Origin of the sequence: Bradyrhizobium sp. cir1, assembly GCF_014198245.1 — a bacterium.
In the GTDB taxonomy this organism is placed as follows: Bacteria; Pseudomonadota; Alphaproteobacteria; order Rhizobiales; family Xanthobacteraceae; genus Bradyrhizobium.
Window position 1 is genome coordinate 1 of the sequence record NZ_JACIHE010000052.1, and the last position, 15,007, is coordinate 15,007.

The following is a 15,007-nucleotide window of genomic DNA, read 5'->3' on the forward strand; positions in this document are numbered from 1 at the left end:
TCTTGTCGCCTATGTGGTGTGCGTGCCGGAAGCAGCTTCGAACGAGCTGGAGGGAAGCGAGCTTGCCGGCGCCTTGCGCGCGCACATAAGTGCGCGCCTGCCGGAGTACATGGTGCCATCGGCGTTCGTGCGGCTGGCGGCGCTGCCGCTGACGGTGAATGGCAAGCTGGACCGCAAGGCGCTGGCTGTGCCGGACGATGAGGCGTATGCGCGCGCCGCCTATGAGGCGCCGCAAGGCGAGATCGAGATCACGCTGGCACAGATCTGGGCCGAGCTGCTCGGTGTGGAGCGGGTCGGACGCCACGACGACTTCTTCGAACTGGGCGGGCACTCGCTGGTGGCGGTGCGGCTTCTCAGTCGAGCGCTCGATGCCGGGTTCAAGTTTACCGCCGCCGATCTCTTCCAAGCTCCTGTTCTGAAGGAACTTGCATTGAAGGTTCATTTGGAGCCACAGCCCAGTAGTCCGGGAGTGATTTCCGTTCTGGAAACGGGATCACAGCCACCGCTCTTCTTTGTTCCCACGGGATTGGGCGATTGTTCCTATGTCCTCCCCCTCGTCAAGGAAATGGACGTCGACTGTCCGGTCTATGCTTTGGCATGGCCGCATTTCGACGACGAACGTCCACTAACTCTTGAGGCAATAGCCGCGGAAGTAATGCTAGCAGTTAGAGAGATCCAGCCACATGGACCGTATCGCTTTGCTGGATACTCATCAGGGGCAATTTTGGCTTACGCAATTGCGCAGCACTTACTGAATCTGAATGAAGCTGTGTCATTCATGGCCTTCATGGATGCTGCGTTACCTGCAAATCGACGAAGCTTATCGCCGGCTCAAATGGTACGGGAAGTGCTACTGGATTCTTTGGAATTCTTGGAAGATGAGAGCTTCCGAGTCTTAGAACGATTTGCTGAACAAAGCTCGATTGGCCAATTGATTCAAAAGGCACAGCAAATTGGGGCGATACCCCTGGATCGTGATCTGGAAAGCCTTCTTCTGACGTATGAAAAGGCGGCGCAGTTCCAAAGGGCACTGGACTTGTATGAAGCTCCACCTCTTGGAATCGAGATCAACCAGTTTTATGTCAACGGGCCTGTCCGCAGCCGTCGTGCACGAGATCTAATAGGTCAGGAAGCAAGTTCGCCCTTGCTAGGTTGGGACAGGGTTTTGCGTGCCGAAGCCATTCACGCCGTGTCCGTTCCGGGTGACCACACGACGATGATGAACACCCCAGAAAACCGCCGAGTTCTGGCTCGATGCCTTTCGATAGCCTTGACCAATTCACCAGACCGTCGGCAGCAATCGCAGGTGCCGCCGAGCTAACCTTGTTCGGGCATCGATTAGGAGCGGCGGCCATGGGATGTGGAGCAGGCCCACGCTTTGAATACCAGGGAGTCGGCGATGTGGTAAAACTCTCAGAGGCCTTCTCGGAGGAAGCCGCCGCGCAACTGGCAGACCTGGAGAATCCGCGATAACTGAGGCCGAGCGGTTGCTGGCTGACAAGGGTGGTACCGCAGGTGCTGCGGGTCCCGCAACCGGGCAGTCTTCGATTGCAGAACAGGTAAGCTCACAAAATTTACAGACGAGAGCACCGAATAAAATCCAGCTCTGCTCAATTGTGGCGAGTGCCATTTGCAATGATGGCTTAGGATGTTGCTGGAGCGGATTGAGGTTGGATCGTTCTGGCTCTTTTATCCAGGCCCTGCAGATGAGCTCGAACGGTGTGAGGCGTTTGAGAGTTTTGAGTCGCTTGGCGAAGTTGTAGGCGTTGACGAAGTCTGAGAGGTGGCTGCGGAGCTCGGCGTGAGTCTCGTAGTGGAAGCGCTTGACCGTGGCGTCCTTGATCGTGTTCATGCGTTCGACTTGACCGTTGATCCAGGGACGTTTGGGCTTGGTGAGGCGATGATCGATATCGTTGCGGGCGCAGGCCGCGACGAAAGCATGTGCCCAGAAGAACTCCTTCCGCTCGATCTTCTCCTTGATGTCAGCCGCGGTCCAACTGTCGGGCCGGATCGGTGAAGTGAGTGCCATTGTCCGTGAGGACGGTGTGAAGCTTATAAGGCACAGCCTTGATGAGATTCTGCAAGAGGTCGGCGGTGATGCGCCTGGTGGCTTTCTCGTACACCTCTGTGTAGGCGAACTTCGAGGTGCGATCGATGGCGACCAGGAGATAGAGCCGGCCTTCGGCGGTGCGGACCTCAGCTATGTCGATGTGGAAGTAGCCGATCGGGTAGCTCTTGAACTTGCGTTCGATGCCTTTGCCATCTTCCACGTCCGCCAGCCGCCAGCCGCCAGCCGCCAGCCGCCAGCCGCCAGCCGCCAGATGTTGTGGCGCTGAAGACATCGATGATGCGTTGAGCGGGTCAGATGCGGGATCGGGGCCTGAAGAGCGTAGAGACGTCGTCGAGCGGAAACAGCGTATGCTTGCGAAAGGCCACGATGATGGCCTCGTCCTCTACCGATAGAGAGGTGGACTTTGGCTCCTTGGGCCTGTCTTCAGATCAGTGACGGAGCCGCGCCTCTTCCACTTGGCGACCGTTTTGGGATTGATCCTATAGCGCTTAGCCAACGCTCTTAGGCTCTCTTGACTATTTTGTATTGCTCGACGGACCGCCTCCATCGTGGTGGCGCAGCCGTTTAAAATTTGTCCAATAGCGCTTCCTTCGAATGGTGCGAGCCATCCGCGCTCGCGCCGTCTCCGCAACCCCGACCAGCTCCGATGACGCGACCGCTACCGTATCCCTCTCATGGAGGGCCGCCTTGCCTGATGAGCGGGATCGCTACAGGTCCTAGGGATGCCGAAGGCTGAACTCATCCGACGCCTGCCTGCAACATCTATTGTCAACGCCTATGGATGCTTACGGATCTTCGCCCACGCAGTTGCTTGTTTGGGTGATCGTCGCCTTGTCGTTGGTTTTGTTGTTTGAGCTGTCTGGTTCACCACATCGATGCCTCAAGTCGAACAGTAGAACTCCTCTACCGCGGTTATAGGTGCGATGTTCTTTGAGGAACTCTCGCGCAACATCGTTGGCACGTCGGTTGCTTAAGATGCGTAGAACTCTGTGACGATCATCTCGCTTCGTAGGCGCTGCTAAAGAGTTCGGATTAGACGTTCTCAATCGGTCCAATAGTAAAACCGATGACGTTGTCGCAATCAGGTGCTTGGAGGTGTCGTCTAACCGCTCGGGCTTATCGACGGGCTCTCTCTCCTTGAAATCACCCCGGCCATTGGCGTGTGGCGACAGTACGGAGGATGTTGATGTTTGGTTCGGCGGCTCAGATGGTCGGTCGGTGGATGCGCGGCCACTCGCGAGGAATGCCGGCATGGATATAGGCAACCCCCTGCCGATCTTAAGCGAAGCTGAGGCGCGGAGCACAACAATTGCCCATGAGTCGTTCATCTCGTGAAGAGTTCTGGCGCCAGCGATTAGAGCAGTTCAAGATAGTTCAGCTTCCGTTTTCGACGTTAGAAGGCAAGGCTCCGGCGACATGGCAATCGACCGCTTGGCTCATGCCGGGTGCGTTGGCTGAGCTATCTCCCACTGATCGCGCGGAATTCTTGCTAGCTGCTTGGCTGGTCTATCTCGCGCGCATCACGGGGGAATCAGAGCTTCAATTGGGATGGACTCCCGTGCCGAATGGATCGCGAGCCGGCGCGAAAGCGCTCGAGGTGCTTGTCGCGTCTGTCGTGCCGATGGCAATTACCATCGGCTTCGATAACAATTTCGCAGAGGCGCGCACGGCGGTCGCGGCCGAATTCGCTCAGCTGAACGAGCAGGATACTTTTGCGCGGGATCTTATTGCGCGATGCCCGACGTTGAGCGGTGTGGAGGCGCTACGATTGCGCCGTCCCTGGCCGGTTGGCGTTACGGTTACGGGAGAGAGCTGTTCTGCTGCTGAAGAGTCGGCTTCGAGCTCCAGTTTCTGAGATAGCTCGCTCCGGTGAGTTGCTAACGCTCGAGATTTGCGCTCTGGATGGGAGCTTCCGATGGCACTTTGATGCAAGTCGCCTGGAGCCAAATCAGATCGTGCGTATGACACAGCATTTGCAGAATTTGTTGTGTGCTGTGAAGGCCGATGCGCAGCAGCCAGTGTGACGGGTTGAACTCTTGTCATCCTCTGAGCGGGCGTATCTGTTGGAGGAGCTGAACCGGACGGCTGCCGCCTATCCGTCGGACCGGTGCATCCATGAGCTGTTTGAGGCGCAGGTGGCCGTGCGCCGGATGCGGTGGCGGTGGTCTATCAGGACCAGCGCGTAAGCTATGGCGAGCTCGATGCGCGAGCCAACCGCCTGGCGCATCATCTGATCGCAATTGGAGTGAAGCCGGACCAGCCGGTGGCGATCTGCCTGCAGCGCAGCCCGATGATGGTGGTGGGGCTGCTGGCGATCCTGAAGGCGGGCGGGCCTATCTATCGCTGGATCCAGCCTATCCGTCGGCGCGGCTGCACCAGGTGCTGGAGGATGCCGCTCCGCAGTTGCTGCTGGCCGATGCCGCCGGACGCGCCGCGCTCGGCGCTGAGGCGCTGGCCGATCTGACGGTGGTTGATTTCGCGGCCGGGACGCCGGAATGGGCAAATCTGCCGGCATCGGATCCGGACCCGCGCGCGCTCGGGCTGACCTCGCGCCATCTGGCCTATGTGATCTACACCTCGGGGTCGTCAGGCATGCCTAAGGGCGTGGAAATGCCCCACAGCTCGCTTGCGAATTTGATCTGCTCCTCGCCGGAGTGTGACGCGCCAAAACGACGTACACTTCGGTTCACGACTTTGAATTTCGACGTCTCGTTCCAGGAATTGTTCAGTTGCTGGAGGGACGGCGGGCTACTGATGCTAGTGCGGGAAGACATCCGTGCCGATTTCTCCGAGTTGTTGGACTTTGTGTGGAGAGAAAAGATCGAAAGGCTTTTCCTCCCATTCGTGGCCTTGAATCATTTTGCAGAAGTTTGGTGCGCTCGGGGGGACGTTGCTTGCCACCTTTGAGGGAAGTTTATACAGGCGGGTGAGCAATTACGAGCCACCCCCGAGATCAGGTCGTTCTTCGAAACGCACCCGAGAGCAAGGTTGTTAAATCAGTATGGGCCCACGGAAGCCCACGTTGTTACTGAGCACCATCTCGCGGCTGATCCATCATGCTGGCCGCAATTGCCTCCGATTGGCCGTCCGATTGCGAACACGCGGGTGTATCTGCTGGACGGTCATGGCCAGCCGGCTCCGTTTGGGGCGGCGGGTGAGCTTTACATTGACGGGCGGGAGTTGCGCGCGGCTATCTGAACCGGCCGGAGCTGACCGCGGAGCGGTTCATCGCCAGTCCCTTTGTGGACGGACCGGCTGTACCGCACCGGCGATCTGGCGCGCTATCTGCCGGATGGCAATCTTGAGTTTTTGGGCCGCAACGACGATCAGGTGAAGATCCGCGGCTTCGCATCGAGCCCGGCGAGATCGCGGCGCGGGTTGCCGAGCACCCGTTCGTGCGCGAGGCGGTGTTGGTGGCGCACGAGGGCCCCGGCGGCGACAAGCACCTTGTCGCCTATGTGGTTGTGGCTGCTGGGTTGCGAGGTGCCGCAACTACGACAACCGGCCCTTACGATGGACCCTCAAGTACCGCGTGAGGTGGCCCAGGGGATGGATCGTAGCGGTACGGCTAGACGAGAAAAACGAAGCCGTCTTCGACTATGTCTTGATGCCGTCGGCGTGGCTGACCTTCAACCGACGCATGTTCTGGTTCTCCAAAGAATTCTATAGCGGCCGCACGATAAATCGCTTTGACACGTTCGAAGCATTGTCGAGCTTCCTCTTCGAACGCGTCGGCAAGCCGAAGGCGAACGCGGCGTGATCAGTTACCCTGCGCGTATTGCTCGTTCTCCGCGGAGGGCTCATGCCCTGGAATTGGCGACCTCCGAACTTCGCTTACGCCGCATAAGCGCGGTCAGCCACCTGCTCAAGACGACCTGACCAGGGGCCGTCACCGGACGCGTACCGCTGATCTCGAGTTCGGCCGAGTTATGAAGACGCTCCGGAGAGCGCGGCGCCGAACTGCGCGCTCTCGCCGGCTCGCCCCATCGTTTCAGCGAATTTAGTTTTCCGTTTATTTGCCGTCAGCTTACGGACAGACAAGCTGCTTATCTGCGGAGTCAGGTCTAATGACCTGAACACAATGCAACAGCCATAGGAGTGTGGTCGTCATGGACGGTCGAATTAACAATTGGTCGGATGTTCCATCCGATGATGAGTATCATTACGCAAGCTCCCCGGAGCACAGGAATGCCGACGATTTCGCGGACGCGCTCGGTAGAATGGGATTGCAGGATTCGGGTGCCAGCTCATCCTCGCAGCCGAGTTATTACCTCACTTCAAGACCTCCCGTTTTTGAGATCGACCAAGCCGAATTCCGGGAACGGGTGAGGAGCTTTCATGGTGAAGAAATCAATCATATCGCCAACAATCCGCAGGAATACTCAGAATTTGTGTCCGAAAGAGCTAGGCGCACCGCGGATGTCGCTAGAAGTTTCGGGATCCGAAGGGATTCTGATGCCGCCCGATATTACAGCTACCAACTAGGAAATAGGAGCGTCGGCCTCCAAAGAACGGAAGCCGGATTTCCTATGGCGACTGAGTTCACCAGCCAAGGGTGGCGAGAACAGTTCCCCGGACGAACTAACGTCACATCAATCGTGGATTTTCAGGTTGCTCATCCGCTCGTCGGCAACGCCGGCGATATTCTGCTCGAACACCAACTACGGCAAGACGGCGAACGGCCGCTGGTGAACTGGCGTCCTGCTAATGACGAAGCGAGAGCCCGTGCAGAACAAATGGGCTTCGTTGATGTAGATCGCAATGATATGGTACTTGATCCCAGCCAGTCCAGACAGTGGAGATATAGGGATGGTGAATGGCAGCGCGCAACCAATTCTCCGGCGTATCTCTCCAAAGTCAAAACGCCGAGCGATGATGAACCTTCATCAGAGTCCGACTCGGATGGAGACTTTATGTGACGTGAGATCTCCACCAATCCATTGAGGTGGAGCAGGAGCGCAGACCACACCTGCGGCTTACGATCGAGCCTTGGACGGAACGAAGCCGAAGCCAATTCGGCTCAATCCGTGAGGTGCACTGTACTGATCGCGCCGCGGCGGTTTACGAGAGTTGGTGCCTATAATAGCACAAAAGAAAACCCCAGGTTCCAGCCGGGGTTTTCGACTGCCGCCCGGGCGGGAGGAGCGGATTGCCTGTGGCAGGCGCGAGCGTCATTGTGTCCTCGCCATCAGAATGGCTCGGGATCTTTCCGGGTTCACTGGGTGAGGAGGGCTTCGTTGGCCGTTTTCTTCGTAGGCGGTAATCTCGAGAAGTGTCGGGCCAACTCATCGAGCAACGCTCGCCGGCAGCGGACGCATGGCAAAGATCAAAAAAGGAGCAGATGCACACCCACCTCATTCTGCTTTAGTGTCCTGAACCAGAAATTCGCGACATTGCGATGCCTAGGCTTGAGTATTGTATCGGCAGAAGCGTTCGACGGAAGCGAGGATGTCGTCGGGGGACTTGGTCCATTTGAATGGCTTGGGATCGGCATTGTGATGAGTGATGAAGTCCATAATGTCTGCGCGCAGGGCCCGGATGCTGCGATAGATGCCGCGCCGGATCTTCTTATCGGTGAGGAGCGCGAAGGAGCGCTCGACCTGATGAGCCAGGACGAACTGGTGGGCGTGAGATGGACATGCCAGCGCGGCCGTTTGGCGAGCCAGTTGCGGATCAGTGGGGCCTTGAGCGTGGCGTAGTTGTCCTTTGACGTTGCCCCCCAGGCTTAATCCAGGTTGAAGTTCGCTCTGGCCCAAGACAAGGTCCAGAGCATGAAGCGCAGCCGCTTTTCGGAAGAGATGGGGTATTCGGTCCCGATCGCCTGACCGATTTGCCGCGCGGCACGTTTTGGCTGACGATCATGGACCAACTCCATCCGGAAAGGAGAAAAGCCATGATCTACGTCGGCCTCGATGTTGCGCTGAATTCCGTTGCCGTATGTGCGGTGGATGAGACCGGGAAGCTTCTCCGGGAGGGAACCACGTTGGCGGACGCGCCGTCGATTGTGCAGTACCTCGAACCATGGGCTGGTCAAGTTGAACGGGTCGGCCTTGAGGCAGGACCGATGTCAGAATGGCTGATCGCAAATCTAATCGAACTGGGGCTGCCAGCCGTCAGTTTGGAAGCCCGCCACGTTAAGGCGTCACTTTCGGCCATGCCGGTGAAGACCGATCGGAATGACGCCCGTGGGATCGCGCAGGTGGTGAGAACGGGATGGTTCAAGCCTGTTCACGTCAAGAGCATCGGCAGCCAAAGGGCGCGGACGCTGGCCACTGCTCGCAAGCATATCATCCGCTCCATCGCTGCCGCAGAGCAAGTCATCCGCGGACTTCTGCGTCCGCTCGGTCTCAAAGCCGGAATCGTCTCGCGGACTCTGTTTGCGGCGCGAGTTCGTGAGTTGGTCAGCGATGACGCCTTACTGGAGGCGATCATGAATCCGCTGCTTGCCGGACGCGAAGCGCTGATGCGGGAGTACGCCCGACTGCATCGTCTGGTTCTGAAGGCCGTGCGCAGTGACCCGGCTTGTCGGCTCTTGATGACGATGCCGGGGATCGGCCCGGTCTCTGCGTTGACCTTCCGCTCCACTGTGGACGATCCCAGGCGATTCCTGCATTCCCAATCCGTCGGCGCCTATCTCGGGTTAACACCCAGGCGATACCAATCTGGCGAGGTTGACCGGGTGGGACGGATCACAAAAGTCGGAGATGGAGAGACGCGCACAGCCCTGTTCGAAGCTGCCAACGTCGTTCTCAGGCCATCAACCCGATGGTCTCCGATGAAGGCCTGGGCGGTGCGTGTTGCCCACCGGCAAGGAAGCAAGCGTGCGAAGGTCGCGCTGGCCAGAAAGATGGCTGTCGTCCTTCACCGAATGTGGGTTGATGGAACCGAATTCCGATGGACGGCGGTGGCGTAAGGACGCCATCGCCATCCCAAGAGACGCCCGTCGCGGGGCGTGGGGATGGTCGAGTTCGTATGATCTGTCGTGGCGTCCGCCCTCCAGGTCGGGTGACTACGCCGAAGAGCTTGAACCGACCATTCAACCGAATCCCATAGTGTGGCGGTTTTGCCGACCACGAACAGAAGCAAGGTACCCGCGGCAGCGCTCTTAAGGGATTGACAGAAGCATACCGAATACAGAACCAGATCATCGGGATTTTGAAGGAGCACGAGGCTGGTGTTTCGGTTGCCGAGCTGTGCCGGGGGTACGGCGTCAGTGACGCCAGTATCTACAAATGGAAAGCCAGGTTTGGCGGGAAGGAGGTCTCGGAGGCCAAGCGGCTGAAGACGCTGGAGCACGAGAACACCCGGCTGAAGCGGTTGCTGGCTGATGCCATGCTGGACAATGAAGCGCTGAAGGACTTGTTGGGAAAGAAGTGGTGACGCCCGCGGGGAAGCGGAAAGCTGTCGAGCATCTCGTGGATGCCCACGGGATGAGCGAACGGGGGGCGTGTAAAGCCATCGGCTGTTGCCGCATGACCATCAAGATACCAGACGTCCCGGGCGGATGATGCCGCCCTGCGCCAACCCATGAGGGCGATCGCCGAGGAGCGCCTTCGCTTCGGCTACCTTTCCGCTGGGGGCATTGTAGCGATGCGCTGCTAGGCTGATAGTTCCTTGGGCCAACTGAGGCGGCCTCCTAGAAATCCTTCAATCGGCAAGCGTGATTGGGGCGCAGTCTTAATCCTGCGATCCGCTCTCGCGTCAAAAAGCGCTGGGACAACTTTGCCGTTGCGCCCGCTGGCAATTGCTTCCGCACCGCGTCAACCGCCTCCCACCTGCGAGTGGCAGCCGCCAGTGCGATCGTGTCCGGATACGCCGACAACGCGGCTCTCACCGCATCGAGCGCAGAGCGGCCGTCCGCCTGCCAGACTAGGTAAGGATGTTGGCCCGGTCCGCCGAGCCCGTGGTGATCCGTGGCGACAACTGCGAAAGCGTTCTCGAGCCATCGCTGGATATAGGTGGCATCACGCGGCTTGTGTCCAGTCCATGATGGGGCACATGTGTCGGATACGCCGAGCGTGCCATGCGCCCAGGCGACCAGTGGCCAGCCGCCGTCGTCGACTGTCCCTGCAGATAAAGTGTCCCGCTCACTGGGATGACCCGGCATTCCAGCGCAGATCGGCGGACGTGTAGAGGATCCGCTGGGCGAGATCTGCGATTGTTATTTCGGGCTGCGCTGGCGCCGCCTCCTTGCGCAGCATGACCCCCGGTCGCTCTGGCAGAGTGTCGGACCAACGATAAAAGGTGAAAGGTTCAAATCTCCGACCTCGCTCTGATCGGAAGTAGGGAGGGCTCGGTTCGCCCCGTCGAGATTCCAACGCCTATGGCCGTTGTGAGCGGAAACAACCAAATCGCGACGAGAATTCCACGCATAAGCTTCTCCATTACTGAACCCGGTCCACCTGGTGAAGCTGCAACCGGCATTGCGTTCAACGACTAGCAACGAACTGCCACCATGAGTGCGCTTGTGAGTTGCCCCACGGGAACGACCGCTTCGGGTTGGGTTTGTATTGCTGCGGAACTGAATTAGTTTGTTGTGGCTTGATGAAATCGCTTCGACAGAAAATGGTGCGGCTACGCCAACTCCGCCTGCAAAGCTGATCCGCCGGGGAGCTCAATTAACCGTCTTCTGCAAGGAAAACGTTCATCACGACAGTGGTCGCGGGCGCCGCGCCATTTCCGAGTCCAGGATCAGTCGACCATCGAGTCGGCCGTCCAGCCGCTTCACGTATTCTGAAGCTTCCTCCATGTGCGCCTTCATGAGCGCGCGCACGCGCTCGCTGTCGCGCGCACGGGCGGCCTTCGCGATTTCCGTGTGTATCTTGACGTTGGCGCATCCAAATCGCGTGTGCTCTTCCGGAGGCGTCTGGGTGCTGAAGACAACCAGCCGACGCAGCATCTCGTTGATCAGTTCGCATGCAAAGCGCAGGAAGGGATTGGGGTTTGCTGCAGCCAGGATGTCGTGAAAGTCGAGATCGGCCTGGCGTTGACGTACCAGAAGAGAGGGCTCCTGCGAGGCCGGCTGGCAGGTCTGAATGTTCTGCTCCAGCGCGTCGAGCTGCTCCTCCGACAGAAATGGCACCGAGCCGGCTGCTAATTCCGGCTCCAGCAAGCGACGCGCCGCATAGATGTCCTCCATGCTGACCTCTTTGAAGAACAGGTAGTTCTGCAACAGCTGAAAGGTGCGCTCGAGCGGGACCTCCATGATCGTCGCCCCACCGGTCGGGCCGGTGCTGATCGTGATCAGTCCCTGCACCTCCAGGGACTTGAGCGCCTCGCGGATCGTGCTCTTGCTGACCGAAAACAGCCGCTGAAGCTCCTTCTCCATGGGAAGCTTATCGCCCGGACGAAGGTTCTTCTGCGTGATCAGCTGCTTGATCTCTTCGGTAACGAGGTCGGCCCGCTTTTGAATTTTCAGCCGCGCCCGAGGCCGCGGCAATTTTTCCAATTCGATCGTCATTCCGAATTCTCCAAGTCTAGGAATAGCTTGAAACGGTCTGTCCAGGAACGAACTTGGCGCGGGCCAGGGAAAGAACCGACTCGTCGATTGACACTTCTCCCATAACAGGCATATTCATGCAAATCCGGTTTATCATGATAAATAGAATAGACGGTTCGTTGAGGGGAGCGAATATGGCGATTGGACAGAACACCGTGGAAATCTGGGCGGCGATTCACACCCCCTTCGATGCGTCCGGTGCCGTCGACGAGGCCGGAGTGCGCCGGAACGTCCGCCACTACATCGCAACCGGCTTGGCGGGCGTGTTCTGTAATGGGCTGATCGGCGAAGTCTGGTCGCTCACGCTGCAGGAAAGAAAGCGCGTCATCGAGGTCATTGCGGACGAAGCGTGGGGGCGCCTTGGGATTTCCGTGGTGATCTCGGGTCCCTCGGTGGAAGAAACCATCGATCTCGGCGAGCATGCGCGTCGGCTTGGCGTCAGCCACGCTGTGCTCATGGTCCCAACCTCCGGGCCGCGATCCCCTGAGCAGCAGTTCGCGTATCTGCACGACATCTGTGTCCGCTTGGAGATGCCGATCGTCATCTTCAACGCGCGAACCGCCGCGGGCAGCCCATTGGATCCCGGCGTGTTCACGCAGCTCTGCTCGCTACCAAATCTCAAGCTCCTGAAGACGACAGGCAACGCGGCCGAGAACGCAGCGCTTCGCCAGGCTGCGCGAAACGGCGTGCTGGTGTCGGACCCACTGGAAGAGAACTTCTTCGCCAACATGCAGGGCGAGGGTCAGTCGATCCTTTATGCCGACCCCGAGCCCTACCTCTATCAACGCGGCGAGTTTCGCCCGATCGCAGACTACGTGGCTCTGTTGGCGGCCGGGCGGACGGAAGAAGCAGCTCGCATCTGTGCTTCACTGGCGCCGCAACGGATCATCTTCAACAAATGGATCATGGAGCCGCTGAAGCGCGGTCACATGCCGAATGCGGCGGTCAAGCATTGGTGCGATCTGATCGGCCTTGCCGGCGGCGCCGTGCGCTCGCCGGTCACGCCGCTGTCCGCTGCTGAAAGACGGGAGCTGGAAGCCGATCTCATTGCATGTGGTGCGCCCGGCCTGCTGTCTGCTGCCGAACGCATTTCGTCGTGACTTGCTGATTGCAATCTTCAACGGAGGGGAACGTGACTTTGAAGCCTGTCGACCGTCGCTTGGTGCTTCAGATGCTGGCCGCTGCCGGCTCCGCACCAGTCATTCTCAAGAGCACCGTTGCCCGTGCGGAGACGCCGCTCACCGTCGGGGTTCTCTACTCCGGCTCCAAGCAGGATTACGGTTTCAACCAGTCCCACGCCCAGGCCGCCGCGGCCCTGAAGAAGCAGCCCGGCCTCAAGGTGATCGAGGAGGAGCGCGTTCCGGAAACGATCGCGGCCCAGCGCAGCATGGAAGGCATGATCCGTCAGGACGGCGCTCAGCTCATCCTGGCGACATCCTTTGGCTATTTTAAGCCGCACGTTTTGGAGATGGCGGCAAAGTATCCCGACGTTACCTTCGCTCACACCGGCGGCGTGTGGACGGCGGGCATGCCCGAGAACATCGGCTCGTTCTACGCCTACATCTTCGAGGCGCAGTACATTTCGGGAATTGTGGCCGGCCACATGACGAAGAGCAAGAAGCTCGGCCTGGTTGCTGCGAAGCCGACGCCCAATCTTCTGCGCAGCATCAACGCATTCGCGATCGGCGCGCGCTCGGTCGATCCGGCGATTCAGGTACAGGTCATCTTCACGGGCGACTGGGTTCTTCCAGTCCGCGAAGCGGAAGCGACGAACACGCTGGTCGACCAGGGGGCCGACGTCATCGCCGCCCAGGTCGATAGCCCGAAGGTCGTGATCGAGACGGCGGAGAAGCGCGGCGTCATGTCATGCGGCTACCACTCAAGTCAGGCCGATGTGGCTCCCAACGGCTATCTCACCGGAGCCGAGTGGAACTGGATCACGCCCTATCTTGTCTATGCAGGCAGCGTGCGTGGCGGCAAGAAGCCCGAGCACTATCTCCGTGCCGGCCTTGGCGATCATTTCGTCAAGAACAGTGCGTTCGGAAAGCTGGTTACGCCTGAGGCGCGCGCAGCGGCTGAGACGGCGCGGGCAGACCTCATCGGCGGCACGCGCGTGATCTACAGCGGCCCGCTCAAGGACAACAAGGGCAACGTCGTCATCCCTGCCGGCGTCATGCAGAGCAGCAACGACCGTGCGCTCGACGGCATCAATTACCTCGTCGAAGGCATCATCGGCCAAGTCTAGGAGGCGCACTTGTCTTCGATCTCCGGAATCGAATCCGTGCCTTCGAAACCGCTGGGAAACGCAGGCCAACTCAGTGTCGCCTTGCCTGTCCTGGCGGTGATGCTCGCGTCGGCCATCTTCGCGGCGTTCGTCGCCTTGTACGGACAGAACCCCGCCACGGTGTTCGGTCTGATCGTCCAGGGCGGCTTCGGCAGCAGCTTCGCCTGGCAGGATACCTTGTCGCGCGCCGCTCCTTTGGTCCTCGTGGGGCTCGCAGTTGCGATCCCCGCGCAAGCGGGGCTGGTGATTATCGGCGGCGAGGGGGCATTGGTGCTCGGCGGGCTTGCGGGTGCCGTTGTGACGTTGCCGTTCGCGGGAGCGCACGCGCTTCCCATGCAACTTCTCATGTTGGTGGCTGGCGCCTTGATCGGAGGGCTCTGGTTCGGTCTGGCGGGTGTGCTCCGTCAATACCGCGGCATCAACGAAACGATCTCGAGTCTGCTGCTGTCCTATATCGCAATCGCCGTCTTCCACCATTTGACCGAAGGCATGTTGCGCGATCCGGCGAGTCTCGACAAGCCGTCGACCCACCCTATCGATCCCTCCTACACGCTGCCGACGCTGCCAGGTGTGGGCGTTCACGCCGGCCTTGCCGTCAGTCTATTGCTGGCGATTGCCGCGCATGTCGTGCTCCGCTACACCCGCTGGGGATTTGCCCTGCGAGTGGTCGGCGGAAGTGCCCGGGTCGCGCGGATGATCGGTCTTGCCGTGAATCGCTGGATTATCGGCGCCTCGGTCGTGGCAGGCGGTATGGCGGGAGTTGCCGGCGCGATCGAAGTGGCGGCCGTGCAGGGGACAGCCAACTCCTCACTCATCGTTGGCTATGGCTATAGCGGAATCCTCGTCGCGTTCCTGGCGCGACACCAGCCGCTTGCGATTGTCGCTGTCGCGCTGTTGATCGGCGGCATGCAGGCAAGCGCCAGCCTGTTGCAACGACGTCTCGGACTTCCCGATGCGACAATGCTGGTGTTTCAGGGTCTGATCTTCGTTTGCGTCCTCGTCGCAGATGCAATCGCGCAACAACTCCGAGAAACGACGCGGAGGTAAAGGCATGGACGGTACATCAATCGGCTGGCTGGCGCTGCCGCTCGCAATCCTGGGTGGGGCGATCCGTGTGTCGACACCCTTCATTTTCGTGAGCATCGGTGAGCTG

9 protein-coding genes and 5 pseudogenes are annotated in these 15,007 nt (G+C 59.5%); 10 read left to right on the forward strand and 4 right to left on the reverse strand.

Annotated elements, in window-relative coordinates:
- A partial coding sequence (locus tag GGD63_RS40725) for a thioesterase domain-containing protein (RefSeq protein WP_283812031.1) occupies positions 1 to 1,321 on the forward strand: 1,321 nt, incomplete at its 5' end.
- A gap of 318 nt (positions 1,322 to 1,639) precedes the next feature.
- Here GGD63_RS40725 and GGD63_RS39550 read toward each other — a convergent pair.
- Positions 1,640 to 2,651, reverse strand: a pseudogene (locus GGD63_RS39550) (IS481 family transposase); the annotation flags it as partial.
- A gap of 735 nt (positions 2,652 to 3,386) precedes the next feature.
- Between GGD63_RS39550 and GGD63_RS39555 the strand changes: the two are divergent.
- The 3 genes and pseudogenes from GGD63_RS39555 (at position 3,387) to GGD63_RS40730 (ending at position 6,990) form a co-directional block, all read left to right on the forward strand.
- Positions 3,387 to 3,926, forward strand: a complete 540-nt coding sequence (locus GGD63_RS39555; RefSeq protein WP_183250601.1) for a hypothetical protein — start codon at positions 3,387 to 3,389, stop codon at positions 3,924 to 3,926.
- 306 nt (positions 3,927 to 4,232) lie between these two features.
- Positions 4,233 to 5,269 (forward strand): annotated as a pseudogene (locus GGD63_RS40505) (AMP-binding protein).
- A 911-nt stretch (positions 5,270 to 6,180) separates the two neighbouring features.
- Positions 6,181 to 6,990: an effector protein NopP gene (locus GGD63_RS40730; RefSeq protein WP_283812032.1), complete on the forward strand. Its 810-nt coding sequence runs from the start codon at positions 6,181 to 6,183 to the stop codon at positions 6,988 to 6,990.
- Between the two features lie 483 nt (positions 6,991 to 7,473).
- Here GGD63_RS40730 and GGD63_RS39585 read toward each other — a convergent pair.
- Positions 7,474 to 7,775 (reverse strand): annotated as a pseudogene (locus GGD63_RS39585) (IS630 family transposase); the annotation flags it as partial.
- Between the two features lie 156 nt (positions 7,776 to 7,931).
- Here GGD63_RS39585 and GGD63_RS39590 point away from each other — a divergent pair.
- Positions 7,932 to 8,984, forward strand: a complete 1,053-nt coding sequence (locus tag GGD63_RS39590) for an IS110 family transposase (protein WP_409334122.1) — start codon at positions 7,932 to 7,934, stop codon at positions 8,982 to 8,984.
- A 200-nt stretch (positions 8,985 to 9,184) separates the two neighbouring features.
- Positions 9,185 to 9,637, forward strand: a pseudogene (locus tag GGD63_RS39595) (transposase); the annotation flags it as partial.
- A 70-nt stretch (positions 9,638 to 9,707) separates the two neighbouring features.
- Here GGD63_RS39595 and GGD63_RS39600 read toward each other — a convergent pair.
- The gene (locus GGD63_RS39600; protein ID WP_246785834.1) at positions 9,708 to 10,178 is read right to left on the reverse strand and encodes a lipase family protein; all 471 of its coding nucleotides are present in this window, start codon (positions 10,176 to 10,178) and stop codon (positions 9,708 to 9,710) included.
- A gap of 540 nt (positions 10,179 to 10,718) precedes the next feature.
- Complete coding sequence (locus GGD63_RS39605) at positions 10,719 to 11,531, reverse strand: FadR/GntR family transcriptional regulator (RefSeq protein WP_183250607.1); 813 nt, start codon at positions 11,529 to 11,531, stop codon at positions 10,719 to 10,721.
- 173 nt (positions 11,532 to 11,704) lie between these two features.
- Between GGD63_RS39605 and GGD63_RS39610 the strand changes: the two genes are divergently transcribed.
- The 4 genes and pseudogenes from GGD63_RS39610 to GGD63_RS40515 form a co-directional block, all read left to right on the forward strand.
- A complete protein-coding gene (locus GGD63_RS39610) occupies positions 11,705 to 12,670 on the forward strand; it encodes a dihydrodipicolinate synthase family protein (protein ID WP_183250608.1) in 966 nt (321 codons plus the stop codon).
- A 71-nt stretch (positions 12,671 to 12,741) separates the two neighbouring features.
- Positions 12,742 to 13,815: a BMP family ABC transporter substrate-binding protein gene (locus GGD63_RS39615; protein WP_183250612.1), complete on the forward strand. Its 1,074-nt coding sequence runs from the start codon at positions 12,742 to 12,744 to the stop codon at positions 13,813 to 13,815.
- Between the two features lie 9 nt (positions 13,816 to 13,824).
- Positions 13,825 to 14,901 (forward strand): ABC transporter permease, encoded by a 1,077-nt coding sequence (locus tag GGD63_RS39620; protein WP_183250609.1) that lies wholly within the window; start codon positions 13,825 to 13,827, stop codon positions 14,899 to 14,901.
- 4 nt (positions 14,902 to 14,905) lie between these two features.
- Positions 14,906 to 15,007, forward strand: a pseudogene (locus GGD63_RS40515) (ABC transporter permease); the annotation flags it as partial.